The 24,892-nt window shown below is 71.4% G+C and carries 19 protein-coding genes; 12 read left to right on the forward strand and 7 right to left on the reverse strand.

Annotation, left to right across the window (positions count from 1 at the left end; translation table 11 throughout):
• Positions 1-26: 26 nt before the first annotated feature.
• Genes ACY1JX_RS11280 through ACY1JX_RS11290 form a run of 3 tightly spaced genes read right to left on the reverse strand, consistent with a single transcriptional unit; the run spans position 27 to position 5,532 of the window.
• The gene (locus tag ACY1JX_RS11280) at positions 27-2,582 is read right to left on the reverse strand and encodes a CDP-glycerol glycerophosphotransferase family protein (protein WP_462564021.1); all 2,556 of its coding nucleotides are present in this window, start codon (positions 2,580-2,582) and stop codon (positions 27-29) included.
• Complete coding sequence (locus tag ACY1JX_RS11285) at positions 2,579-5,044, reverse strand: rhamnan synthesis F family protein (RefSeq protein ID WP_462564022.1); 2,466 nt, start codon at positions 5,042-5,044, stop codon at positions 2,579-2,581. The genes ACY1JX_RS11280 and ACY1JX_RS11285 overlap by 4 nt, the downstream gene beginning before the upstream one ends.
• Positions 5,041-5,532: a hypothetical protein gene (locus ACY1JX_RS11290; RefSeq protein WP_286930966.1), complete on the reverse strand. Its 492-nt coding sequence runs from the start codon at positions 5,530-5,532 to the stop codon at positions 5,041-5,043. Before ACY1JX_RS11290 ends, ACY1JX_RS11285 begins: the two co-directional genes overlap by 4 nt.
• A gap of 113 nt (positions 5,533-5,645) precedes the next feature.
• On the opposite strand from ACY1JX_RS11290, the gene ACY1JX_RS11295 reads away from it, so the two are divergent.
• A complete protein-coding gene (locus tag ACY1JX_RS11295; RefSeq protein WP_462564023.1) occupies positions 5,646-8,432 on the forward strand; it encodes a YfhO family protein in 2,787 nt (928 codons plus the stop codon).
• On the opposite strand, the gene ACY1JX_RS11300 is transcribed toward ACY1JX_RS11295, so the two are convergent.
• Complete coding sequence (locus ACY1JX_RS11300; RefSeq protein ID WP_286930970.1) at positions 8,385-9,326, reverse strand: lysylphosphatidylglycerol synthase transmembrane domain-containing protein; 942 nt, start codon at positions 9,324-9,326, stop codon at positions 8,385-8,387. The genes ACY1JX_RS11295 and ACY1JX_RS11300 overlap by 48 nt on opposite strands.
• Before the next feature lie 60 nt (positions 9,327-9,386).
• On the opposite strand from ACY1JX_RS11300, the gene ACY1JX_RS11305 reads away from it, so the two are divergent.
• The 3 genes from ACY1JX_RS11305 (at position 9,387) to ACY1JX_RS11315 (ending at position 12,332) form a co-directional block, all read left to right on the forward strand.
• Positions 9,387-10,517 carry a glycosyltransferase family protein gene (locus tag ACY1JX_RS11305; protein ID WP_286930972.1) on the forward strand — a complete coding sequence of 377 codons (1,131 nt, stop codon included), beginning with the start codon at positions 9,387-9,389 and terminating at the stop codon, positions 10,515-10,517.
• A gap of 2 nt (positions 10,518-10,519) precedes the next feature.
• Positions 10,520-11,266 carry a class I SAM-dependent methyltransferase gene (locus ACY1JX_RS11310; RefSeq protein WP_286930974.1) on the forward strand — a complete coding sequence of 249 codons (747 nt, stop codon included), beginning with the start codon at positions 10,520-10,522 and terminating at the stop codon, positions 11,264-11,266.
• Between the two features lie 106 nt (positions 11,267-11,372).
• Positions 11,373-12,332, forward strand: coding sequence for a glycosyltransferase family 2 protein (locus ACY1JX_RS11315; protein WP_462564024.1), 960 nt, complete (start codon positions 11,373-11,375; stop codon positions 12,330-12,332).
• Positions 12,333-12,341: 9 nt separating this feature from the next.
• On the opposite strand, the gene ACY1JX_RS11320 is transcribed toward ACY1JX_RS11315, so the two are convergent.
• The gene (locus ACY1JX_RS11320; RefSeq protein ID WP_462564025.1) at positions 12,342-13,655 is read right to left on the reverse strand and encodes a UDP-glucose dehydrogenase family protein; all 1,314 of its coding nucleotides are present in this window, start codon (positions 13,653-13,655) and stop codon (positions 12,342-12,344) included.
• Positions 13,656-13,780: 125 nt separating this feature from the next.
• Between ACY1JX_RS11320 and ACY1JX_RS11325 the strand changes: the two genes are divergently transcribed.
• The 3 genes from ACY1JX_RS11325 to ACY1JX_RS11335 are packed head-to-tail and all read left to right on the forward strand — an operon-like array spanning position 13,781 to position 16,149.
• Positions 13,781-14,059: a GNAT family N-acetyltransferase gene (locus ACY1JX_RS11325; protein ID WP_241732805.1), complete on the forward strand. Its 279-nt coding sequence runs from the start codon at positions 13,781-13,783 to the stop codon at positions 14,057-14,059.
• Positions 14,059-15,273 (forward strand): Nramp family divalent metal transporter, encoded by a 1,215-nt coding sequence (locus ACY1JX_RS11330; RefSeq protein ID WP_462564026.1) that lies wholly within the window; start codon positions 14,059-14,061, stop codon positions 15,271-15,273. The genes ACY1JX_RS11325 and ACY1JX_RS11330 overlap by 1 nt, the downstream gene beginning before the upstream one ends.
• 18 nt (positions 15,274-15,291) lie before the next feature.
• On the forward strand, positions 15,292-16,149 hold the full coding sequence (locus ACY1JX_RS11335) for an Fpg/Nei family DNA glycosylase (protein ID WP_462564027.1): 858 nt from the start codon (positions 15,292-15,294) through the stop codon (positions 16,147-16,149).
• 66 nt (positions 16,150-16,215) lie between these two features.
• Here the strand turns inward: ACY1JX_RS11335 and ACY1JX_RS11340 are convergent, their stop codons facing one another.
• Entirely contained in the window at positions 16,216-17,112 is an 897-nt protein-coding gene (locus tag ACY1JX_RS11340) for a DUF6801 domain-containing protein (RefSeq protein WP_181753171.1), read from the reverse strand.
• A 188-nt stretch (positions 17,113-17,300) separates the two neighbouring features.
• On the opposite strand from ACY1JX_RS11340, the gene ACY1JX_RS11345 reads away from it, so the two are divergent.
• The 5 genes from ACY1JX_RS11345 to ACY1JX_RS11365 all read left to right on the forward strand — a co-directional run bounded on the left by ACY1JX_RS11345 (position 17,301) and on the right by ACY1JX_RS11365 (position 23,913).
• On the forward strand, positions 17,301-17,924 hold the full coding sequence (locus tag ACY1JX_RS11345) for a hypothetical protein (RefSeq protein ID WP_462564028.1): 624 nt from the start codon (positions 17,301-17,303) through the stop codon (positions 17,922-17,924).
• 140 nt (positions 17,925-18,064) lie between these two features.
• The gene (gene purL, locus ACY1JX_RS11350) at positions 18,065-21,919 is read left to right on the forward strand and encodes a phosphoribosylformylglycinamidine synthase (protein WP_462564029.1); all 3,855 of its coding nucleotides are present in this window, start codon (positions 18,065-18,067) and stop codon (positions 21,917-21,919) included.
• 94 nt (positions 21,920-22,013) lie between these two features.
• The gene (locus ACY1JX_RS11355; RefSeq protein ID WP_181756300.1) at positions 22,014-22,193 is read left to right on the forward strand and encodes a hypothetical protein; all 180 of its coding nucleotides are present in this window, start codon (positions 22,014-22,016) and stop codon (positions 22,191-22,193) included.
• A gap of 79 nt (positions 22,194-22,272) precedes the next feature.
• Positions 22,273-22,890 carry a DUF47 domain-containing protein gene (locus ACY1JX_RS11360; protein ID WP_181753167.1) on the forward strand — a complete coding sequence of 206 codons (618 nt, stop codon included), beginning with the start codon at positions 22,273-22,275 and terminating at the stop codon, positions 22,888-22,890.
• Between the two features lie 6 nt (positions 22,891-22,896).
• Positions 22,897-23,913 carry an inorganic phosphate transporter gene (locus ACY1JX_RS11365; protein WP_276568744.1) on the forward strand — a complete coding sequence of 339 codons (1,017 nt, stop codon included), beginning with the start codon at positions 22,897-22,899 and terminating at the stop codon, positions 23,911-23,913.
• A gap of 180 nt (positions 23,914-24,093) precedes the next feature.
• On the opposite strand, the gene pstB is transcribed toward ACY1JX_RS11365, so the two are convergent.
• Positions 24,094-24,873, reverse strand: coding sequence for a phosphate ABC transporter ATP-binding protein PstB (gene pstB, locus ACY1JX_RS11370; protein WP_078699403.1), 780 nt, complete (start codon positions 24,871-24,873; stop codon positions 24,094-24,096).
• Between the last annotated feature and the right edge of the window lie 19 nt (positions 24,874-24,892).

Genomic DNA, 24,892 nt, shown 5'->3' on the forward strand with positions numbered 1-24,892 from the left:
CAACTCTCTGTTCGACAGGCGGGGGGTCAGCTGCCGTAAAGGGACTTCACCCGGGCCACGACACGGGCGGAGGCCCGGTCGTCGACGTGGTCGAAGAAGAGCCGACGCCGCCAGGCGTAGTCCTCCTCCTGGTCGGGCGTCAGCGGATCGAAGAAACCGTCGAGCGCTGCGGCGAGGTCGTCGAAGGTCTCGCACACGGGCCCGGGAAGAACCTGGCTCAGATCATAGAACAGCCCGCGCTCCTGCTGGGCGTAGCGATCCAGGTCGTACGCGAAGCTGGCCATGGGCCGGCCGGTCAGCATGAAGTCGACGAGGCAGCTGGAGTAGTCGCTGACGAGGCCGGCGGCGCTGCGGTAGAGCACCTCGAGGTCGGGGTAGCGCCGGCTGGACACGTCGATGGCCCCGAGGGGCGCCAGCTGGTGCCAGTAGGTCTTGGCCGAGTCGGCCATGTGCTCGCGGACGCCGAGCACGGCGTCGTGGCGGTACATCCAGTCCTGGAGCCACGCGAGCTCCTCGGGGCTGAACCGGTAGTACGCCTCGTCCTGCGCGTCCTTGAAGGTCGGCAGGAACAGCACCAGCCTGCGCCCCTGCGTGTCCTCCTCGAGCCGGCGCACGGACTCGCCGAGGTCGGCCGGGAGGCGTTCGGGCTCGCACCGGATGTAGTCGTTGCGCGGCAGCCCGGTGGGCCACATGTCGGCGTGGGCCAGGGGCCAGAAGGCCGACCGCATCGTGAGGGAGTCGAGCCGGCTGGAGGTGACCACGGCGCGGGTGGCCGCGTGCTCGCGGCCCTCCGCCCGCTCCAGCTCGGGCGGCGGGTCGATCATCGCCGAGCCGAAGCGCTTGAGCGGGATCCCGTGCCACAGGTTCACGAAGTTGTGGGTGATCGGGGAGACCGGCCAGTGCCCGTTGATCCGGGGTCCGTGCTTGACGAAGATCTGGCGCGACCTGACGAGGTGGTGCTGGCCCTCGCGGCTCATCAGCGGGACGGTAACGACGTTCTCGCCGGGCAGGTCGATCCGGCGCGAGCGGGTCAGGATGATCTTCTTGATCGACGGGTCGTCGGCGACCTCGTCGAACAAGGCCCGCTCGTTGCCCGAGAGCGTGTGGGAGTACGCGCACACGGGGAACGCCCACCAGTGGTCGAACTTGGGCGCCCAGCGGTCCTCGGTGCGGAAGCGCGCCCACGCCCAGGGCTCGTGGTAGTCGACGGTGCCGTCGGGGCGGGTCGTGATCGAGAGGCTGTGCCGCAGCTGGTCGTCCGCGCTGACCCGGAGCAGGTTGCGCTCGAAGGACTCGACGTCGGCGCCCGGAACGAGCTCGAGGATCCGCTCCTTCCAGTCGGCGAGATCGGGCGTGCGCCGCGGGTTCTCCGAGATCAGGTTGCGCTTGAGCAGCGGGAACCCCTGGGCGACGACGTCCCAGTAGTCGGTCGTGTAGGCCGGCAGGTAGGGGTAGAGGCCGTCGACGATCGTCGCGAAGTCGAAGCCGTGGGTCAGCAGGTACCGGCTCAGGCCGATCTCGTACTTGAGGATGACCAGCGGCTTCTTCGCCTGGCGCCGGACCGAGTCGATCCGCGCGCGGAACCCCGGGTCGGCGACGACCGGGCGGCGGAAGACGAGGAAGTACGAGCTCAGGTGCAGGTGGTCGAGCGGGTCGATCTCGTTGGCGACGCGCCAGCGCTCCTTCGCCTCCGCCAGCGGCAGGGGAGTGTCGTCGCCGTGGTCGCGGGAGTAGGGCCGCTTCGTGGCGTGCAGGCCCCACCAGTCGCCGGGGGTGGCGTCCATCCGCGCGAACACCTCGTCGAGGGGCCGCAGCAGGTAGGCGCTGTCGTTCGCGAACACGACCTCGTCGTACGTCTCGAGGACGTCCCAGCCGACGAGGTCCTGGGCGAGCATCGACCACGAGCCGAAGTCGTAGCGGCCGTGCCGGATGGCCCAGGCCCCACGGGTCACGTCGGCCAGCTTCTCCAGCTCGCCGGGCGCCATCGTGGAGTCGGCCAGGTAGTAGACGTCGGCATGTCGCGACAGCTCGGTGACGTAGGCGACCACGTGGTCGTCGACGATGCCGTCGGGGTCGTAGCCCACAAAGAGGCAGACCCGCCGGACCGCCTGGCCGGGCTCGAACGTCGTGGGCGGTCGCACGTCGTGGGCGGGCGGCAGCGTGGGGACGCCCTGGTGCCGCCCCGAGACCAGGTGGTGCACCAGCGGGTTGACGTCCTCGCGCGTCGGGTCGAGGTGCTCGTTCCAGTACCACCACAGGTCGAAGTCGATCCGCGGGTTGACCAGCTGCTTCCAGCCGGTGCCGCAGTAGTGCTTGTACGGTCCGGTCTGGGCGGCCCGCACCACTGACTGCGAGCGCCGGTAGGCCTTGACGTCGAGCGCGTTCGCGCGCTTGACGAGGGCGATCTCGCACGCCAGCACGACCGGCTCCGGGGCGGGCGCGGCCGTGTCCGGGGCCGGCGACAGTCCCGAGGACAGCACCTCGTCGAGCAGCGCCTGCGCGGCCTCGGCGGACTCGCTCCGGGCCGCGTCCCACCGCGCGGCGAAGGCGACCCAGGCCAGGGCGAACTCGTCGTGCGTCATGCGGCACCCCCCTCGAGTTCGAGGCGCACGCGCTCGACGGCCCGCTCCGTGCTGCGTCCGTCGAGGTGGTCGATCAGCAGGTCGCGGGTGCGCCGGTAGCGCCTGGAGGGCTCGGTCGAGTCGAGGGCGTGCGAGAGCGCCGCGTGGAAGGAGTCGAAGTCGCGGCAGACCGGTCCGGGGAACAGGTGCTCGAGGTCGAACAACAGAGAGTCGGTCACGTCGTCGAGGTCGTGGGCGAAGCTGACGACGGGACGGCCGGTGGCCATGAAGTCGAGCCCGATGCCGTCGTGGTCGGTGACGAGGAGGTCGGTGGCGCGCAGCACGGCCTGGGTGCGGGGGAACCGCTGCGCCGACAGGTCGAGCGCCGATCCGGCGAACCTCCGCAGGTAGGCGCGCTCGAGGTCGCCCCGGGGGTCGCGGATCCCCCACACGGCGTCGTTCGCGTCCGCCCACGTGACGAGCGCGTCGATCTCGCGCGGGGAGTACGGGTACGGCTTCGCCGAGCCCGTGGAGGACCGACGCGTCGTGGCCAGCAGCACGAGGCGGCGTCCGCGCAGGAGGTCACGGACGCCCTGCTCCTGGGCGGCGACCTCGGCCGGAGGCACCTCGGCGACGAGATGGTCGTGGGCCGGGATGCCGGTCAGCCAGGCCTCGGTGAACCGCGCGGGCCAGTGGGCCGCGAGCGTGGCCGACCGGTCGACGGCCGACGCGGTCAGCACTCCGCTGATCGCCTGGCGCGGGATCTGGTGCAGCATCTCGAGCGGTCCGGTGTCGGAGGGGTGGACGTCGCCCGGGTGGTCGGCCGGCTTGAGCATCCGGGCGGTGGCCGAGAGCGTCAGTCCCTCGCGCACCGCGACGACGACGTGGCGCTCGGGCAGTCCCGCGAGGCCGAGCGTGCGGTAGGGCCGCTCCTTCACCAGGATGACGCCGGCGCCCAGCAACGCCTCGCGTCCCTGCGGGCTGCGCTGGGGGAGCCGGGTCACGTTGCGACCGGGCACGTCGAGGCGCGCCGATCGCGTGAGGACGATCTTCTCGATCTCGGGGTCGTCGCCGACGAGGTCGAGGATCGCGCGGCTGTTGTCGGGCAGCTCGCCCGTGGCGGGGTCGACGACGAACACCCAGCGGTCGGGCCGGCGCGGCGCCGCGGTGTCGGCCTTCTTGAACTGGCGGGAAGTCATCGGCGTGGGCACGACGACCTCGCCGTCGGGGCCGGTGTGGATCGAGAAGCTGCGCTGCAGGAGGTCGTCGGGAGCCGTGCGGAGCAGGTTCTCCTCGAACACCTCCACGGGAGCGTCGGGCGCGACCTCCAGGAGCCGCTCCTTCCACCGCGAGATCTCGGGCACGTCGTAGTGGTTCTGGTACAGCAGGAACCGCTTCAGGACGGGGAACCCCTCACCGATCATGTGGAACGCCCAGGGCGTGAAGATCGGGTGGAACGGATACAGGTGCGGCATGAACGTCGAGAAGCGGTGGCCGTGGCCGATCAGCAGGTGGGTCAGCCCGATCTCGTACTTCTGGATCACCAGGCGCTTCGAGCGCTGTGCGGTGACGCTCTCGACGACCTTGCGGAAGACGGGGCTGTCGAGCACGGGACGCCGGAAGGCCAGGAAGTAGGAGCCGACGAGGAAGTCGTAGGTCACCGATTCCTCGAACCGGTCGAGCAGCTCCTCGCGCACCGTGTCGAGCGGGATCGGGTCGGGGAACCCGTTCTCGGGGACGTCGCGCGTCATCGCGATGCCCTTCGTGGCCTGCAGACCCCACCAGTCGCACGCCTGGGCGTCCATGCGCTCGAACACCACGTCGAGCGGACGCACGAGGTAGGACGAGTCGTTGACGAACAGGACCTCGTCGTACTGCTCGAGCCGCTCCCACCCGACGAGCTCGCTGGCGAGCATCGCGTAGGAGCCGAAGTCGTAGGCGCCGTGGCGGATCGCCCAGGCGTCGTGCGCGACCTCGCGCAGCTTGGCCAGCTCGGTGTCGGGCAGGTACCCGTCGAAGAGGCAGAAGACGTCGCTGAACCGGGCCAGCTCGCGGAGCAGGAGCAGGGCCGCCTCGTCGACGACCCCCTCGGTGTCGAAGCCGGCGAAGAGGGTCGCGCGGCGCACCGGCCGGTCGGTGGGCAGCACCGCACCCGGGCCCGCGGCGGTGGTGGCCGGACGGGTGGACAGTCCCGCGTCACGACCGACGAGCGCGTAGTGGACGAGGGGGTTGATCGTCTCCTCGGCCGGGTCGAGGTGGTTGGCCCAGTACCACCACACGTCGAAGTCGGCGTTCGGCTTGCGCAGCTGCTTCCATCCCGTGGTGCAGAAGTGCTCGAGCAGGTCGGTGACGGTGTCGGGCAGCTCGGGCAGGGAGAGCGCGTAGTACGCCTCGTCGAAGAACGGGGCGACGGCGGCCGTCTCGGCCTGGAGTCTGCCGCGTTCGGACATCGTCTCGAGCGCGGCCAGGTCGTCGGCGGTCACTGGTGCGTGCGGAGGTGGTTGAGGAGGGGATTGGCCTTCTTGCGCGCGACGAGCGGGTGCTTCGCGAGGTAGCGCCTGGTGCTGAAGTCGGGTCCCGGGTCCTTGCCCTCGGCGGCGCCGTGCCGCAGGTAGTGCAGCGCCGGGCTCAGGCCGGTGGTCACGACCTCGGGGTAGGCCCGCAGGTACCAGGCCCCGTCGAACAGGGCGGAGGCGCGCAGCTCCGTGACGTCCTCGATCTCCTCGCCCGTGGCCGCGTTGGGCATCACGCGACGCTTCAGCCAGCCCTTCGGGCCGCTGGTCTGCCGCTCCTCGGCCGTCAACCGGGCGTCGAGGACACGGGAGATCTCCAAGGACTGCTCCCGGCCGCGATCGTGCTCGGCCTCGCGCTCGGCGCAGACCTCGTGCTGCTCGCGCAGGGAGGCGAGTTCGCGACGGCACCGCTCGAGCTCGGACCGGAGTTCGGCGTCCTCGTCGACGTCTGAATACACCCGCGCGTCCCCCTGTCGTGTCGGCCCCGTCATCATAACTGCTGGGGGACACCGCCCGTCCTCCGTCATCTCCGCGCAGGAGATGTCCGCCCGACCAGGCCAGGGGAGCACACATGACGGACACGACGTCGCGAGAGCGGACCGGGGCCACCCCGGTCGAGCGCGTCACGCGCGCCGTCGTCGTGCTCGGCTTCGTCCTGCTCGTCGCGCTGACGTTCGGTCCGGCGCTGTTCGGCTTCGGGGTCTTCCTCGACGTCGACTTCCTCCGGGCGTACTGGCCGTTCACCGCGACCGGCGCTGTTCCGGCGGGAGCGATGTGGTGCCGCGGCGACACGTTCGACGCCCTGTACCCCGCGATCGTCAACACCGTCGAGTCCGCCCGGAGCGGGGTGTGGCCGACGTGGACGCCCTACGAGGTCGGCGGGGCACCCATGGCGTCGTTGCCGAACCACACGGTGCTCAGCCCCGTCACCTGGCCGTTCTGGGTGCTGCCGAGCCACGTGGCGCCGGCGTGGGTGAAGCTCACCGAGCTCGTCATCGTCGTCGTGGGGATGTTGGCCCTGCTGGGCCGCTGGGGTGTCCGTCGCAGCGCGGGCCTGCTCGCTGCCTTCGTGTTCTTCACGTGCGGCTTCATGCTGATGTGGACGAACTGGCCCCACACGCGCGTCGCCGTGTTCATCCCGCTGCTGCTCTGGGCGCTGGACCGGGTCGTGGTGGAGCGTCGCGCGCGCGACGTCGCCTGGGTCGGCCTCGTCGTGGCGAGCATGCTGCTGGGTGGCTTCCCGGCGGTGACGCTCTTCGCACTGACGACCGGCGCCGTCTACGTGCTGGTGGTGGGATGGCGCCAGCAGGGCACCCGCGCGACGGTCCTCGCGTACGCCGGCGCGGCGGGTGGCGTGGTGCTGGGCGTGGCGCTGGCGGCGGTCCAGATCCTGCCCTTCGTGATGAACCTCCAGACCGTGCTGGCCGGACGGGAGCCGCGCGAGGCGTCCCCGAGTGAGCTGCTCGTGACGAGCGTGGCACCACGGGCGTGGGGCACGTGCGTCGACAACGCGCGCTGGAGCAGCACCAACCCGATCGAGGGCATCGCCTACGTCGGCGTCGGCGCCGTGCTCCTCGTGCTGACGCTCCTCGTGCTGGGGCGCAGCGCCCGCGTCCGCCCGGGGGTCGTGGCGCTCATCTCGGTGCTCCTGGCCGCCTGGGTCTGGCTGACGTGGTTCGGCGGGGCGCCGCTGGACCTGCTGCAGCAGCTGCCGGGATTCGACACGAACAAGATCGGCCGCGCGACCTCCATCGTCGGGTTCCTGGTGGCCCTCGCGGCTGCCTTCGGCCTCGACCGGCTGATGTCGGACGACGACGGACCGGGTCCCCGTCCCGAGCGCCGGCGTCTTCCCCTCGTGGGCCGCCTCGCGGTGGGCGCCGTCCTCGCGCTCGGTGCCCTCTACGTCGGGTGGCGGGTGCACGAGGTCGCCGCCATCACGGGCGCCACGGGCCTCGTCAGGGACCAGCTCGTCGCGCCCGCGATCTGGGCCCTCGCCGGCGTCGCAGTCCTGGCCGCGGGACTCCTCAGCCGCCGGGTGCGTCCGTTCGTCCCGCTCGCCCTGGTCGTGATCGTCATCGTCCAGGCCGTCGTGTTCGCGCGGCACGTCTGGCCACTCAGCGACCGCAGCAACCTGTACCCCGTGACGGAGGCCCACGAGTTCCTCCAGGCGAACATCGGCGCCGATCGCTACGCCAGCGGTGGCATGTGGGGCTACCCGGCCACGTCCGACTACTACAAGCTCCGGACGCCGGTGGGACACGAGTTCACCGCGCCGGCCTGGATGCAGTTGCTCCAGGCGGTGTCGCCCGACACCCAGGTGACGCGGACCTACACCCGCTTCGCCGACCTCCCCACCCCCGAGATCGGCGACGACCCGCTCCTGGACCAGTTCTCCGTGAAGTACTGGGCCGTCCGGCCCAGCCAGATCGTCGGCAGGGCCGACGATCCGTCCGGCGAGCGCTCGGGGACCGTGACCCTCGGCGACGAGGAACGGGCGTCCTGCGAGCTGCCGGCGGGACCACTGCGCGGTGTCGTCCTGTCCCTCGACCGGACCGTTCCGCTGGAGGACGACGACCGGGTCCAGGCGCACGTCCGGGTCACGGCCGGGGGCGAGGTGGTGGAGGGCGCTCGCGCCTTCAACACGACGATGGAGGACGGCCAGCTGCGCATCGGTGTGGCCGGTGAGGACCTGCCCTCCTCGGATGACGCCGAGGTCGAGGTGTGGTTCTCCGGCGCGCCCCGCGCGGTCGAGCTCGACGCGACCGCCGACGGACTCTCGTGCCGCGCCCTGCGCCCGGACGATGACGGCCTCAAGCTCGTGCACGTCGACGCCGGCTCGCTGGTCTACGAGCGGTCGACCTCGCTGCCGAGAATCCGCTGGGCGGGCGAGAGCCGCGTGGTGGAGTCCGCCGACGAGCGGCTCGAGCTGCTGGGGAAGGGCGTGCCCGCCGACCGCGTGCTGCTGGACGAGACCGGTCCGTTCGAGGCCGAGGGCTCGAGCGCCCGCGTCGACACGGTCCGCGATGACGCGGGATCGATCGAGGTCGAGGTCGACGCCGACGGTGACGGCTACCTCGTCGTGGGCGATTCGATCCTCCGCGAGGGCTGGGAGGCCACCGTCGACGGCGAGCCGGTCGACCTCGTGGCCGCGAACCACGCCTTCGCGGCCGTGCCGGTGCCCGACGGCCGCCACACGGTGGAGCTGGCGTACCGGGCGCCCGGACTCGCGCCGGGACTGGCCATCAGCGCGGGAGCCGCGCTGCTCACGGCCGGTGTGTTCGTCGTCCCGCTGGTCCGGCGCCGGACGAGGTCAGGCGGCGACGCGGTGGATGACCAGCTGGATGCCCGCGAGGAGTAGGTCGACCAGCGTCGCGAGGCAGCGCACGACCAGCGCCACGACGAGCGCCGTGGACGTCGGCATCGATCCGGCGAGCGCCAGCACCAGCACGGCGTCGCGGACGCCCGCGCCGGCCGGCAGGAAGAACGCGGCCATGCCCAGCGTGTACGCCAGGGCATAGCCGACGATCGAGGGCGCCAGGGTCTCCACCGGGTCACCGTCGAGGCCGATGACGATGAACCACACCTGCAGCCCCAGCAGCAGCCAGGTGAGGCACTGCCACGCGGTGGCCTTGAGCAGGGACCTCCAGCCGATCGCCTCAGGGAGGGGCTCGCGGCGCGCGAGGCGCAGCAGCCGGTTGAGCACGCGGTCCAGCAGCCGTGGGTGGATCGCGACGTAGAGCAGGGGCAGGACGAGGACGAGCCACCAGAACCGGTGGCGCAGCTCGGGGGTGACCCACGGCATCAACGCCACGGCGACCGTGATCCCGGCGACGCCGGAGATGACCAGCGCCAGCACGCCCAGCACGGCGGCGGACCGCCGCGGGACCCGGTGCTCGCGCCCCATCTCCATCTGGGCCACGATCGACCAGAGGCTGCCCGGGACGTACTTGCCGAGCTGGCTCACGAAGAAGATGTGCGCCGAGATCCTCAGGCCCAGGCGCGATCCCAGACCCGCAAGGAGCTCGCGCCAGACCTGCAGGGACGCCAGCATGCCCAGCACCGCGAACACCGACGCCGCGGCCACGGTCCATGGCGGGATGCGCTCGAGGTCGTCGGCGATCGCCTGGTAGTTGCGGGTGATGGCCACGGCGGCCAGGGCCAGCATCACGACGAGCGCCGCCCGTCGGGCCCACGCACGGGCGCCGCTGCGCTTCTCGCCCGTCGGGGCAGGCCCCACCGGCTGCGCGTCCACGTGCTGAGGCTAGCAACCGCTCGACAGGGCGGACCGAGCCCAGCGGCTACAGTGTCGGGCGTGCGCATCGTGGCCTTCGGAACCTACGACTCCGCCGTCCACCCCCGCGTCGCGGTGCTGATCGCCGGCCTGCGGGCGTGGAACCAGGACGTCGTCGAGCTCAACCGGCCCCTGGGCTACTCGACGGCCGAGCGCGTCACGCTCGTGCAGGAGCCGTGGCGGCTCCCCGGCTTCGGGCTGCGCCTGCTGCGCCGCTGGGCGTCCCTCGTGCGCCTCGGCCTCAAGGAGCGCAGGCGCGGACGTCCCGACGCCGTGCTCGTGGGCTACCTCGGTCACTTCGACGTCGTGCTCGCCCGGCTGGTCTTCGGCCGCGTCCCGATCGTGCTCGACCACCTCGTCTCGGCCTCGGGCACGGTCCTCGACCGGGGCCTGGCCTCCCGCCGGTCCCTGCGCGGACGCGTGATGGTGGCGATCGATCGGTTGGCCCTGGCCTGCGCCGACGTGGTCGTCGTCGACACCGCCGAGCGGGTGCCGGCCCTCGCCGAGGGCGGCCGCCGCGACGTCGTCGTGTGTCCCGTGGGGGCTTCCGACGAGTGGTTCGCCGCGAGCGGGGCCGCCGCTGACCGCGGCGTCGACGAGCCGCTGCGCGCGATCTTCTTCGGCCTTTTCACGCCGCTCCAGGGCGCCACGACGATCGCCCGGGCGGCCGCGCTGCTCGAGCCCGACGACCGCGTCGAGATCACCCTGGTCGGGCGCGGCCAGGACTGGGACGAGGCCCGGCGGATCGTCGGCGACCACCCGGCGGTGCGCTGGATCGAGTGGCTCGAGCCCGCCGACCTCATCCGCCTCGTCGCGACCCAGGACGTGTGCCTGGGGATCTTCGGGACGACCGCCAAGGCGCGCGAGGTCGTGCCCACGAAGGTGTTCCAGGGCGCGGCGGCCGGCTGTGCCGTCGTCACCTCCGACACGGCCTCCCAGCGCGGCGTGCTGGGCGACGACGCGGCCTACGTTCCCCCGGGCGATGCCGAGGCCCTGGCTGCGGTGCTGCGAGAGTTGTCCGTGGACCGCGGCCGGCTGGACTCCCTGCGCGAGCGCATGGGGGAGCGGGCGGCCCGCGAGTTCACCGCGGCGGAAGCCGTACGACCGATGATGAGCGAGATCGGCGGAATCACGCCGGTCGAGGAGGAGTGAGCGTGTCGAAGACAAGCGCAGGACTGCCGCCGCTGGCGATCCGGGCCTGGCTGCGTTACGTCGTGGTCCAGCGGGTCTTCGAGCGGATCGCGCCGCGCACCGTGCTTGAGGTCGGCTGCGGCCAGGGCGCCATCGGGGCGCGGCTGGCCCAGCACAGCGAGTACCTCGCGGTCGAGCCCGACGACAGCTCCTATGCCGTGGCCGCCTCCCGGATCGAGCCCTCCGGCGGCACGGTGATCCACGGCGTGCACGCCGACGTGCCGGCCGCCTCCACGTTCGACGTGGTGTGCGCCTTCGAGGTGCTCGAGCACCTCGAGCACGACGACCAGGCCCTCGAGGACTGGGTGGCGTCGATCCGCCCCGGTGGGCACCTCGTGATGTCCGTGCCCGCGTTCCAGCGCCGGTTCGGCCCGATGGACACGAACGCCGGCCACTTCCGCCGGTACGAGCCGCAGGAGCTGCGCGCGCAGCTGGAGCGCGCGGGCCTCGTGGACGTCGAGACGACGGTCTACGGCTGGCCGCTGGGCTACGCGCTCGAGGCCGTGCGCAACCGTGTCGACGCCCGCAAGCTCGCGCGGCGCGAGGCGTCGATGGAGGACCTGACCTTCGCGAGCGGCCGCACGTTCCAGCCGCCCAACCGGCTCGTGGGCCTGGCGGTCGCCGTGCTCGTGCGCCCGTTCTGCCTGCTGCAGCGCCTGCGGCCCGACCGGGGCATCGGCCTGGTCGTCTCCGCACGCAAGCCCGCCTGATTCCGCCCCGTAGAATGGCTCGCGAGCGCCCGTACCCGATCTTGAGGAAACCGTGAAACTAGTCGTTCAGATCCCGTGCCTGAATGAGGAGGAGACGCTCCCTCTGGTGCTGGCGTCCATCCCGCGAGAGATCCCCGGCGTCGACGAGATCGTCGTGCTGGTCATCGACGACGGCTGCACCGACCGCACGGTCGAGGTGGCGCGCGAGCACGGTGTGACCGAGTTCGTCCACCACGTGCGGAACCAGGGTCTCGGCCGCTCGTTCCACGACGGCGTCATCCGGGCGCTCGAGCTCGGCGCCGACGTGGTGGTGAACACCGACGGCGACAACCAGTACCCGCAGGAGCGGATCACCGACCTCGTCCAGCCGATCGTCGCCGGGAAGGCCGACATCGTCATCGCCGACCGGCAGGTGCACCTCGTCGAGCACTTCTCCTGGGCCAAGAAGCAGCTGCAGAAGGTCGGCAGCGCCGTGGTGAACCGGGCTGCTGGCACGAAGCTGCCCGACGCCGCGAGCGGCTTCCGCGCCTACTCGCGCGAGAGCCTGATCCTGCTGAACACGATCACGCGGTTCAGCTACTGCATGGAGACGATCATCCAGGCGGGCAACAAGAACCTGAAGATCGCCAGCATCCCGGTCGTCACGAACGCCAAGACCCGCGAGTCGCGCCTGTTCAAGACCACGCCCGAGCACATCGCCAAATCCGCCATGGCGATCATCCGGTCGTTCATCATGTACAAGCCGTACGTGATCTTCAGCTGGCTCACGCTGTTCTTCGGCGTGGTCGGGATGATCCCGTTCCTGCGCTACGGCGTGCTGTGGACGCAGGGCGAGCAGGGCGGCCACCTGCAGTCGCTGCTGCTCGGCGTGCTGCTGCTGACGATGGCGATGCTGTGCGTGATGCTCGGCGTCGTGGCCGACCTCATCCGCACCAACCGCGTGCTGATCGAGGACAACCTCGAGCACACGAAGCGACTGCGGTTCGGCGACTCGGCCGAGGAGTCGCTGGTGCGCCACGGCCTCTCGAAGGTCACCTACGAGCGCGTCGAGTCCTCGCCGTCCTGACCTGAGGGGTCAGGGCCTGCCGAGCGCCCGGTAGGTCCACCCGGCGGCTCGCCACTGCTCGGGGTCGAGCGCGTTGCGGCCGTCCAGGATCCGTCGCTGGCGCACCTTCGCGCCGGCCACGGCCGGGTCGAGGTCGCGGTACTCGCGCCACTCCGTGAGCAGCAGCACGAGGTCGGCCCCGGCGAGGGCCTCCTCGGTGTCCTCCACGTAGAGCAGGTTCGGGTACGACGACTTCGCGTTGCCCAGTGCGGCGGGGTCGGTGACCCGCACCGTGGCGCCCTGCAGCCGCAGCTGCTCGGCCACGTTCAGCGCGGGGGAGTCGCGGATGTCGTCCGAGTCGGGCTTGAACGACGCGCCCAGCACGGTGACGCTGCGGCCCAGCAGCGAGCCGCCGCACTCCTCGCGGGCGAGGTCGACCATCCGGACCCGGCGACGGGTGTTGATGGCGTCGACCTCCGCCAGGAAGCTCAGCGTCTGGTCGGCGCCGAGCTCGCCGGCGCGCGCCATGAACGCGCGGATGTCCTTGGGCAGGCAGCCGCCGCCGAAGCCGAGGCCGGCGTTGAGGAACTTGCGGCCGATGCGGTCGTCGAGGCCGATGGCGTCGGCGAGCGCCGTGACGTCGGCGTCGGTGCGCTCGCACAGCTCGGCCATCGCGTTGATGAAGGAGATCTTCGTGGCCAGGAAGGAGTTCGCGGCGACCTTGACCAGCTGCGCGGTCGCGGGATCCATCACCAGGCGCGGCGTGTCCTCGGCCAGGATCGTGGCGTAGACCTCGTCGAGCAGCGCGGTGGCGCGCTCGCCGGCCTCGCCGTCGGGCACGCCGTAGACGAGGCGGTCGGGGTGCAGCGTGTCCTGCACGGCGAAGCCCTCGCGCAGGAACTCGGGGTTCCACACGAGCATCGCGTCGGGCTGGACGTCGGCCAGCCGGGCCGCGAGCCGCTCGGCGGTGCCGACGGGCACGGTGGACTTGCCGGCGATCAGGGCGCCCGGCGCGACGACGTCGAGCAGGCTCGCGAAGGCGCCGTCGACGTAGCGCAGGTCGGCCGCGTACTCGCCCTGCTTCTGCGGGGTGCCCACGCACAGAAAGTGCACCTGGGCGTCGGCCGCGTCGGCGAAGTCGGAGGTGAACGAGAGCCGTCCGCTCGCCAGCGTGCGCTCGAGCAGCTCGGGCAGGTTGGGCTCGAAGAACGGGGCGCGGCCGGCGGCCAGGCTCTCGATCTTGGCCAGGTCGGTGTCGACCCCGACGACCTCGTGGCCGAGCTCCGCCATGCTGGCGGCGTGGACGGCGCCGAGGTATCCGCAGCCGATGACACTGATCTTCATGGAGCCACCGTAGCGAGTGCACCCGGGCCCCGGGGTCGAAGGGACCAACCGTCCCAGCCCGCCTGCCCGCTCGTGGTGCCCCGCTCGTCGTGCACAGGGGAAAGCCGATGTGGGAGGGTCGGTCCATGACGGTCGACATCACGCACAACGAAGCGGAGCAGCAGTACGAGATCGCGGTCGACGGTGAGCGCGCCGGCTTCACCGAGGCGCGTGAGGAGGGCGACGTCGTCGTCTTCCCGCACACCGTGATCGACGAGCGGTTCGAGGGTCAGGGCCTGGCGAGCCAGCTCGTCACCTTCGCGCTCGACGACGTGCGCGCCCGCGGCAAGAAGGCCAAGGTCCACTGCAGCTACATCAAGCGCTTCGTCGAGAAGCGCCCGCAGTACCAGGACCTGCTGGCCTAGTGACGCAGGTCCTGCGACGCCGGCTCACGCTGCTGGGGCCGGCGTTCATCGCTGCCGTCGCGTACGTGGACCCGGGCAACGTCGCGACCAACCTGACCGCGGGGGCGCGGTTCGGGTACACCCTGGTCTGGGTCATCGTGCTGGCCAACCTCATGGCGGTGCTGATCCAGTACCTCTCGGCCAAGCTCGGGCTGGTCACGCGTCGGTCACTGGCGGCGCAGGTCGGCGGCCGCGTCTCGGTGCGCGCCCGCTTCCTCTACTGGCTGCAGGCCGAGGGGATCGCCATCGCCACCGACCTGGCCGAGGTCATCGGCGGCGCTATCGCGTTCCACCTGCTCTTCGGCGTGCCGCTGCCGCTGGGTGCCCTGCTGACGGCTGCGGTGGCGATGATCGTGCTCGCCGTCGGCGACCGCTGGGGCCAGGGTGTGCTGGAGCGGATCATCCTCGGGTTCCTGCTGCTGATCGCCGTGGGCTTCCTCGCAGGACTCGTCGTCGGCCCGCCGCCGGCCGGTGAGGTCGCGCAGGGGCTGGTGCCCCGCTTCGACGGCGCCGAGAGCGTCCTGCTGGCCTCGGGCATCGTCGGCGCCACGGTGATGCCGCACGCGGTCTACCTGCACTCGAGTCTCACCGCCGACCGGCTGGGCGCGCGCGGTGAGCACTCGTCCGTCCGCGACCTGCTGGCCGCCACCCGGATCGACGTCGTGCTGGCGCTCATCCTGGCCGGCATGCTGAACCTCGGCCTCCTGCTGATGGCCGCCGCGAACCTCCAGGGCCTGCCCGGCACCGACACGATCGCCGGCGCCCACGAGCTGATCAGCAGTGAGATCGGCGTGGGCGTGGCCCTGCTGTTCGCGGTGGCGCTGCTGGGCTCGGGCATCTCCTCCACCTCCGTGGGCAGCGCGGCGGGCGCGGAGGTGATGCGCGCCCTGACGCCGTGGTCGCTCAAGCCGGTGACCCGTCGCCTGATCACGCTGGTGCCCGCGCTGGTCGTGCTGCTGCTGGGCATCGACCCGACGCGCGCCCTCGTGGTCTCGCAGGTCGTGCTGTCGATGGGCATCCCGTTCGCTGTGGTCCCGCTGGTGTGGCTGACCGCGTCGCGCGCCGTGATGGGCGAGTACGCCAACCGGCGCCTCACCACGGCGCTCGCCTCGCTGGCCGCCGCCGCGATCGTGGCGCTGAACGTCGTGCTGTTGTGGCTGACGTTCGCCGGTTGAGCCTCGTAGGCTGACCCCATGCCCGAGATGCCCGAGGTCGAGGCGCTCGTCCACTGGCTGGGCGACAAGCTCGACGGTGCCGTGGTGGCCGAGATCGAGCCCGCGTCGTTCGCCGTGCTCAAGACCTACGACCCGCCTGTCTCGGCGTTCGCGGGCCTGACCGTCTCCGGTGTCCGTCGGCACGGCAAGTTCATCGACATCGACGTGGACGGGCTGCACCTGGTGATCCACCTGGCCAAGGCCGGCTGGCTGCGGTGGTCGGACCACTTCGGGGACAGCCGGGTCAAGATGGGCGGCCCGCTCGCCCTGCGCTTCCGCGTGGACCGCGGGGACGGCCCGCACGAGGGGTTCGACCTCACCGAGGCGGGCACCCGCAAGGGCCTGGCGGTCTACGCCGTGCGCGATCCCCAGGAGGTCGCGGGGATCGAGCGGCTCGGCCCCGACCCGCTCGCGCCGGGCTTCGATCTGCGGCCGCTGCTGCAGCGCCGGATGCAGGTCAAGCGGCTGCTGCGCGACCAGACCGTCGTGGCGGGCATCGGCAACGCCTACAGCGACGAGATCCTGCACGCGGCGCGGCTGTCGCCGTTCGCGATCGCCGAGAAGCTCGACGAGGACGAGGTGGTGCGGCTGGAGACCGCCGTGACCTCGGTGCTCACCGAGGCGGTCGCCGCGGCCGACGGCAAGCCCGCCGCCGACCTCAAGGACGCCAAGCGCGAGCGCATGCGCGTGCACGGCCGCGCGGGCCAGAAGTGCGACGTCTGCGGCGACACCGTGGCCGAGGTGGTGTTCGCCGACTCCTCGCTGCAGTACTGCCCGACCTGCCAGACCGGCGGCACGCTGCTCAAGGACCGCAGCACGTCGAAGTTCCTGAAGTAGCCCTGCGGGCAGACGAAGGGGCGAGAGCCTCGCGGCCCTCGCCCCTCCTTCACACCTGTGGTGTGGTCACTTCTTGACGGTGACGACGACCTTCGTCTTGGCCGATCCGCCCTTGCCGTCGCGGATGCTGACGTAGAAGGCGGCCTTGCCCTTGAAGTTCTTCCGCGGCTTGAAGGTGAGCTTGGAGCCCCGGACCGAGACCTTGCCGGCCTTCTTGGAGACCTTGCCGGCCTTGTAGGTCAGACGGTTGCGGTCGGCGTCCGTCGCACGGATGACGAACTTCTTGGCCTTGTTCTTCTTCGTGACGACCTTGACCGTGCGCGGCGCCTTGGGCGCGGCGTTCACCTGCCGGATCGAGGCGAGCGTCCGGGCCTGCGTCGTCGAGCAGTCCATCGTCGCGGGGACGTTGCCGCCGGAACCGTAGATGGTCGCGGTGACGTAGAACTTCGCGGGCATGCTCAGCGTGGCCGCGCCCGCGGTGTAGGCCGGCGCGGTGATGGCCGGGACGGTGCCCTTTGCCGCGATCGTCCAGGCGGAGTCGGCGGGGATGGGAGCCCGCGCCGCCGAGAGCGAGGGAATGCGGACGTTCATCGAGCGGCCGGCGGAGCTCAGGGTCACGGCCGCGTTCGTCGACTGGCCCGAGGCCTCGGTGCCCAGCAGGCGCGTGCCGTCACGCAGCACGTCGGGCATGGCCAGCGTGATCGCGACGGGCGTCGGAGCGATGCGCTCACCGCGGAACACGGTGGCGGGGATCCTGGTCACGGTCCTGACGCCGACCTCGCGCAGGCCGAGGTCGAGCGGGCCGGCGAAGACCTGGCACTGGTAGGTGAACGACTTGTCGACGGGCTGGCTTCCGGCGGCCTGGGCGGGGGCGGAGAAGCCGATCGCGGCGAAGGTACCGCCGACGAGTGCGGCGGTGACGGGGAGCGCGACACGGCGCGCCATGAGGGAAGAACGGGTCACGAGGGACACCTCTCTGGGACGGTGCTCGCCGGGGTGGGATCTCGGCGCGCAAGAACGGGCGTGCGGGGAACCTAGCACGCGAAACTGTGAGTTACAACACAAGATACAACGCGTGTTCGTGGGGCCCGCCGGAATGGCCCGTCGGTCGTCCACGGGTGGGTCATCGACCGCCCTCCTAGGCTGGTGACATGGGCATCGGGAAGACGGGGCGGCGCGTCAACGCCGCGGTCGGCGGGTTCACGACGCGGGTGGACGGTCAGACCGAGCTCGCCGCCGCGCGCGCGGCCCAGGCGCTGCGCCTCGCGGTGCGGCTGCTGCGCTGGCCCTCGCTGGGCGTGATGGTCGTGTCGTGGCCGTTCCTCGCCGGCCTGGCGATCGTCAGCGTGCTGGCGGACGACGTCTGGCTCAGCGTGCTCGCCGGGCTGATCGCCGTCGTCGGCGCCCTGCTGTCCGGCGCGTTCGCCTGGCGCCGGCAGCGGATCCTCGCCGCGGTGGAGGACGAGCAGCAGCTCGCGACCGAGCTGGGGATCGCGGTCGCGATGAGCGATGACGTGGGCGAGGCCCGCCTCGTGCTGGGCCAGCTGGCCGGAGCCACGGGCGGCGTCCGCGTGTTCTCGCGGCTCAAGGGCCTGTGGCGCGGCTTCGGTCTCGGCCCCGGTGTGCTCCAGGACGCCGCCGACCTGCCGCGGGCGCGCTGGTTCTTCCCGCCGACGGTCGGCACCACCGTCACCCTGTTCCTCGGCGTGCTGTGGCTCGTGCCGATCTCGTTCGTCAGCTGCCTGCTCCTGGCGATCGCCCTCGCCGCCCGCTGACCCGCCCGCCACTCGCGACCCCGGGATGCGCCACTCGACGACCGCGGAGGTGCCCACCGCGGCGCCGTGCGGTCCCGGGTGCGGTCTCAGGGCTGATCCGCCCGGAAGACCGGGCCGGACGGGTCGTTAGGCTGGGGCGCGTGTCGCGCGACGTCGAACTCACCGTGGTCGAGGGCGGCAACGCCCTCTCGGCCTTCCGCTCCCGAGCCCTGCTGGCCCGCCTCCAGGAGGTGGCCCCCGGGCTGACCGACGTCCGTGCGCGGCACGTGCACTGGGTCGCCAGCGAGCGACCCCTCGATCCCGCCACGACCGACACGGTGACCCGGATCCTCGACTACGGCGACCCGGCCCAGGACGGGCCGGACGGAGCGCTCGTCGTGGTCGGGCCGCGGCTCGGCACCATCTCGCCGTGGTCGAGCAAGGCCACCGACATCGTCCACAACTGCGGCCTCGACGTGCGCCGGGTCGAGCGGGTCACCGAGTACACCCTCGTCGGCGCCGAGCCCACCCCCGAGCAGCTGGCCGCCTGCGCCGACGTGCTGCACGACCGCATGACCGAGGCCGCGCTCTACTCCCGTGAAGCGGCCGCCGACCTCTTCGACGAGCGCGAGGCCGAGCCGATGCAGCGGATCGACGTCCTCGGCGGTGGCCGCGAGGCGCTCGTCGCGGCCGACACCGAGTTCGGCCTGGCGCTGTCGCCGGACGAGATCGACTACCTCGTCGACGCGTTCACGGACCTGGACCGCAACCCCACCGACGTCGAGCTGATGATGTTCGCCCAGGCGAACTCCGAGCACTGTCGCCACAAGATCTTCAACGCCGACTTCGTGGTCGACGGCGAGCCGCAGGACCGGTCGCTGTTCGCGATGATCCGCCACACCGAGGCGATCGCGGGCCACGGCACCGTCGTGGCCTACAAGGACAACGCCTCGATCATGGAGGGCGGCCCGGCCACGCGCTGGCTGCCCGAGGCGGCCGACGGCCCCAGCCGCTACGCCCCCCGCGACGGCGAGGTACACGTCTTGATGAAGGTCGAGACGCACAACCACCCCACGGCGATCTCGCCGTTCCCGGGCGCCGCCACCGGCGCCGGTGGCGAGATCCGCGACGAGGGCGCCACGGGCCGCGGCTCGCAGCCCAAGGCCGGCCTGACGGGCTTCGTCGTGTCGAACCTCCACCTGCCCGGCACGGACGAGCCGTGGGAGACCGAGCAGTACGGCCGCCCCGCCCACATCGCCAGTCCGCTGGACATCATGACCGAGGGCCCGATCGGCGCCGCGGCGTTCAACAACGAGTTCGGGCGTCCGGGCCTCGGTGGCTTCTTCCGCGTCTACGAGCAGACCGTCGACGGCGTCCGGCGCGGCTACCACAAGCCGATCATGAGCGCGGGCGGCCTGGGCTCGATCAGCGCCGAGATGACCGAGAAGATCGCCTTCCCCGCCGGCAGCCTGCTGGTGCAGCTGGGCGGTCCCGGCATGCGCATCGGCATGGGCGGCAGTGCGGCCTCGTCGCAGGCGGCCGGCGCCAACGCCGCCGAGCTCGACTTCGACTCGGTGCAGCGCGGCAACCCCGAGATCGAACGGCGCGCGCAGGAGGTCATCAACCACTGCTGGTCCCTCGGCGAGGAGAACCCGATCCTGTCGATCCACGACGTAGGAGCGGGCGGACTCTCGAACGCGTTCCCCGAGCTCGTCGACGACGCCGGGGTCGGTGCCACGTTCGAGCTGGGTGCGGTGCCGCTCGAGGAGAGCGGCCTGGCGCCCAAGGAGGCGTGGTGCAACGAGAGCCAGGAGCGCTACGTCCTGGCGATCGCGCCGGAGTCGCTGGAGCGGTTCGCCGCGCTGGCCGACCGCGAGCGCTGCCCGTTCGCCGTCGTGGGCGTGGCCCGTGACGACGCGCAGCTCGTCCTCGAGCCGGTCGACCCCGCCGCCGAGACGCCGATCGACATGCCGCTGGAGGTTCTGCTCGGCAAGCCGCCGAAGATGACCCGCGACGCCACCCGCGTGGCCCGCTCGACGAGCGAGCTCGACCTCGCGGACGTCGACGTGGTCGAGGTGGCCCACGACGTCCTGCGTCACCCCTCGGTGGCCTCGAAGCGCTTCCTCGTCACGATCGGCGACCGCACGGTGGGTGGCCTCACCCACCGCGACCAGATGGTCGGTCCGTGGCAGGTGCCGGTGGCCGACGTCGCCGTGACGCTCTCGGACCACGTGGGATTCGCCGGTCAGGCGATGGCCAGCGGCGAGCGCACCCCGTTGGCCGCGGTCGACGGCCCGGCCTCCGGCCGGATGGCCGTGGGCGAGGCGATCACGAACCTGCTGGCCGCGCCGATCCACCTGCCGGGCGTCAAGCTCTCATGCAACTGGATGGCCGCGTGCGGGGAGGACGGCGAGGACGCCGCGCTCTACGACACCGTGCACGCCGTCGCGATGGAGCTGTGCCCCGCGCTCGGGATCTCGGTCCCGGTGGGCAAGGACTCGCTGTCGATGCGCACGCGCTGGACCGAGGAGGACGGCACCGAGAAGCAGGTGACCGCGCCCGTCTCGCTCGTCGTCACGGCGTTCGCCTCGCTGCCCGACGTGCGCGGCACGGCCACTCCCGAGCTGCCCGCCGGAGCGGCGCTGCTGCTGGCCGACCTCGGTGCCGGCCGCAACCGCCTCGGCGGCTCGATGCTGGCCCAGGTGCGCGGGGAGTTCGGTGGCACGGTGCCCGACCTCGACGACCCGGCGCGCCTCGTCGCCCTGGTCGACGGCGTCAACGCGCTGCGCGACGCCGGCCTGCTGCTGGGGTACCACGATCGCTCCGACGGTGGCCTGTGGGCCGCGGTGTGCGAGATGGCGTTCGCCGGGGGCGTGGGCGTCGACCTCGACGTCGACGACCTGGCCGCCCTGTTCACCGAGGAGCTCGGCGCCGTCCTGGCCGTGCCCGCCGAGCAGGCCGACGACGCCCTGGCGCTGCTGCGGCAGCACGGCCTGGCCGACCTCGTGCACCGCGTGGGAGCGGCCACTCCGGACCGTCACGTCCGGGTGCCCGGCCTCGGGCTCGACGAGCCGATCGAGGGCCTGGCCCAGACGTGGGACGAGGTCTCGTGGCGGATCTCGCGCCTGCGCGACAACCCTGAGTGCGCCGACGCCGAGCACGCCGCGATCGGCGCCGCCGTCCCGACGCTCACGGTGGAGCCCACCTTCGACCCCACCGACGACGTCGCCGCGCCGTACCTCGTGGGTCGCGCCCGGCCGAAGGTGGCGATCCTGCGCGAGCAGGGCGTCAACTCCCACGTCGAGACCGCCTTCGGCTTCGACCGCGCCGGCTTCGACACGTACGACGTCCACATGACCGACCTGCAGTCGGGCCGCTTCGACCTCGCCGACGTGGTGGGCCTGGCGGCGTGCGGTGGGTTCTCCTACGGCGACACGCTGGGCGCAGGCGAGGGCTGGGCGCGATCGGTGCTGTTCAACCCCGCGCTCACCGAGGCGTTCGCCGGGTTCTTCTCCCGCCCCGACACGTTCGGCATCGGCATCTGCAACGGCTGTCAGATGTTCGCGTCCCTGGCCGACATCATCCCGGGCGCCGAGGCGTGGCCGCGGTTCACGCGCAACGCCTCGGAGCAGTACGAGGCGCGCCTGTCCCTCGTCGAGGTGCTCGACTCACCCTCGGTCTTCTTCTCCGGCATGGCCGGCTCGAAGGTGCCGATCGCGGTGGCCCACGGTGAAGGCTTCGCGAACTTCTCGGTGCGCGGCGACGCGGCCACCGTGCAGCGGGCGGCGCGCTTCGTGGACGTGAGCGGTCAGGTGGCCACGGATTACCCGGCGAACCCCAACGGCTCACCCGACGGCCTCACCGCCGTCACGACGACCGACGGCCGGTTCACCGCGATGATGCCGCACGCCGAGCGGGTGCAGCGCAACGCGCAGCTGTCGTGGACCTCGGCCGACCCGTCGGTGGAGAGCCCGTGGCTGCGGATGTTCCGCAACGCCCGGGTCTGGGTCGGCTGACAAGACCCGCAGCGGCCATCGGCGTCTAGTCACAACGGACGGTTTTCGCTTCCGGGCTTGGGTGAGGGGCCCCTCACCCGCGTACTCTCGGTATGTGGCCCTGTACCCCCCCGGCGAACGCACGAGCGAGCCGCTCGACGATCGGCTGCGCGACGATGCCGCGCTGGCCGAGATCGAGTTGACCTCTCGGCTGATGATCGCCGCCTCGGGAGCCGCCGAGCCACTCTCCCAGGAGGAGATCGACGGACTCCTGGGCATCGCCCCCGACGCCTGAACGGCCTCGGTTGGCGGCTGCGCTCGCCCAACACCTACCATGGGCAGAGTCTGCCCGCCCCATGCCGAGGAGTACCCGCGTGCGTTTTCGCATCCGACCGGTCGAGGCTTCGTTCTACGACCTCTTCACCGAGATGGCCAACCACCTGGTCATCGGGTCGGGCATCGTCGCCCGGCTGCTGGACCCCGAGGCGGACAAGGCTGCTCTCGCCGACCAGATGAGCGACGCCGAGCACGCGGCCGACGACACGACCCACGCGATCATCAAGCTGGTGAACAGCACGTTCATCACGCCGTTCGACCGTGAGGACATCTACGCGCTGGCCAGCAGCCTCGACGACGTCATGGACTACATGGAGGAGGTCGTCGACTGCGCGGCCCTCTACGGCATCACCGAGTTCCCCGAGGACTTCGCCGCCCAGGTGCAGGTGCTGCAGCGCGCGTCGAACCTCACCGCCGAGGCCATGCCGCGGCTGCGCACGATGAAGGACCTCGACGACTTCTGGATCGAGATCAACCGCCTCGAGAACGAGGGCGACCGCAACCACCGCCGCCTGCTCGCCGACCTGTTCGACGGCAACTACAAGGCGATGCAGGTGCTGAAGCTCAAGGACATCGTCGAGGCCGTCGAGTCGGCCATCGACGCGCTGGAGTCGGTGGCGAACACCGTCGAGCAGATCGCCGTCAAGGAGTCCTGAGTGGACTTGGTGATGGTCATGGTGGTCACGGTCGTCGTGATCGCCCTCGTCTTCGACTACACGAACGGCTTCCACGACGCCGCCAACGCCATCGCCACCTCGGTGTCGACGCGCGCCCTCACACCTCGCGTCGCTCTCGCGATGGCCGCGATCCTGAACTTCGTGGGCGCGTGGCTGGGCGTCGAGGTCGCCAAGACCATCCAGGGCATCATCGACATTGACGGGGCCACCGGATCCAGTGCGGCCGACCGGGCCCATGCGTTGACGATCGTGCTGGCGGCCCTCGTCGGCGCGATCACCTGGAACCTCATCACGTGGTACTTCGGCATCCCGTCGTCGTCGTCGCACGCCCTGATCGGCGGCATCGTCGGTGCCGGCATCGCCTCGGCCACCACGGTCGAGTGGAGCACGCTCGTCGACAAGGTCGCGATCCCGATGGTGCTGAGCCCGGCGTTGGGCTTCTTCCTCGCGTTCGGGTTGATGACGGCCATCATGTGGATCTTCCGCCGCGCCAAGCCGGCCCGCGTGCAGCGCGGCTTCCGTGCGTCGCAGACCGTCTCGGCGGCCGCCATGGCGCTGGGCCACGGCCTGCAGGACGCGCAGAAGACGATGGGCATCATCGTCCTGGCGCTCACGGCCGGCGGCCTGCACACCACCGACGACGTCCCCCTGTGGGTCATCGTCGCCTCCGCCAGCGCGATCGCGGCGGGCACGTACTCCGGCGGCTTCCGGATCATGCGCACCCTCGGGCGCCGCATCATCGAGCTCGATCCGCCGAAGGGCTTCGCCGCCGAGGCCACCGCGGCCAGCGTCCTCTACGTCATGGCGATCGGCCTGCACGCGCCGGTCTCGACCACCCACACGATCACCTCGGCGATCATGGGCGCCGGCGCCACGAAGCGCTTCAGCGCCGTGCGCTGGGGCGTCGCGAAGGGCATCGTCATCGCGTGGATCATCACGATGCCGGCGGCCGCCGCCGTCGCCGCGGCCTTCTACTTCGTCGCCCGCCCGTTCCTGCCCTGAGTGGTCACGGCCGGTGATCGAGTGCCGGCGAGCTTGCGAGACGGTGTATCGAGATCAGGTGGCTGGGGCGGCCCGTGGCTTGGGCGGCCCGTCAACTCACCGGGTCTCGATACGGTCGGCCGCTGAGCGGCCTCCCTACTCGACCTGGGTTCGCACCTCGCTCGCAGAGCGAGCTCGGGCTCACCCAAACCGGCCCTGGATGTAGGCCTCGGTGGCCGGGTCCTCGGGGTTGGCGAACATCTTCTCGGTGGGACCGAGCTCGACGAGGCGTCCGGGCTGACCCACGCCGGCGAGGTTGAAGAACGCCGTCTGGTCCGAGACGCGCGCGGCCTGCTGCATGTTGTGGGTGACGATCACGATCGTGTAGTCGTTCTTGAGCTCGTGGATCAGGTCCTCGATGACGCTCGTCGAGATCGGGTCCAGCGCCGAGCACGGCTCGTCCATCAGCAGCACCTCGGGCTCCACGGCCACGGCACGCGCGATGCACAGACGCTGCTGCTGCCCGCCGGACAGGCTCGAGCCGGGACGCTCGAGGCGGTCCTTGACCTCGGCCCACAGGCCAGCGCGGCGCAGCGAGCGCTCCACCACGTCGTCGGCCTCGGACTTCTTCATGCGCTTGCTGTTGAGGCGCTGGCCCGCGAGGACGTTCTCGGCGATCGACATCGTCGGGAACGGGTTGGGGCGCTGGAAGACCATGCCGATCTTGCGGCGAACGTTCACCGGGTCCATGTCGGAGGCGTAGAGATCCTGGCCGTCGACCAGCACCTTGCCCTCGACGCGGGCGCCGCGGATCACCTCGTGCATGCGGTTCAGCGACCGCAGGAACGTGGACTTGCCGCAGCCCGACGGGCCGATGAAGGCCGTCACGGCGCGGGCGGGGACGGCGATGTTCACGCCTTCGACGGCGAGGAAGTCGCCGTAGTAGATGTTCAGGTCCGAGACGTCGATGCTCTTGGCCATGGGGGTTTCCTTCCGGGAG

This window comes from Aeromicrobium sp. JP4, from assembly GCF_054957925.1.

Excerpts from the sequence above, each read along its gene's own strand:
- ACY1JX_RS11325 (WP_241732805.1), top strand. The coding sequence starts at position 13,781 with ATGACGGTCGACATCACGCACAACGAAGCGGAGCAGCAGTACGAGATC.
- ACY1JX_RS11295 (WP_462564023.1), top strand. The coding sequence starts at position 5,646 with ATGACGGACACGACGTCGCGAGAGCGGACCGGGGCCACCCCGGTCGAG.
- pstB (WP_078699403.1), bottom strand. The coding sequence starts at position 24,873 with ATGGCCAAGAGCATCGACGTCTCGGACCTGAACATCTACTACGGCGAC.
- ACY1JX_RS11345 (WP_462564028.1), top strand. The coding sequence starts at position 17,301 with ATGGGCATCGGGAAGACGGGGCGGCGCGTCAACGCCGCGGTCGGCGGG.
- ACY1JX_RS11280 (WP_462564021.1), bottom strand. The coding sequence starts at position 2,582 with ATGACGCACGACGAGTTCGCCCTGGCCTGGGTCGCCTTCGCCGCGCGG.
- ACY1JX_RS11335 (WP_462564027.1), top strand. The coding sequence starts at position 15,292 with ATGCCCGAGATGCCCGAGGTCGAGGCGCTCGTCCACTGGCTGGGCGAC.
- ACY1JX_RS11320 (WP_462564025.1), bottom strand. The coding sequence starts at position 13,655 with ATGAAGATCAGTGTCATCGGCTGCGGATACCTCGGCGCCGTCCACGCC.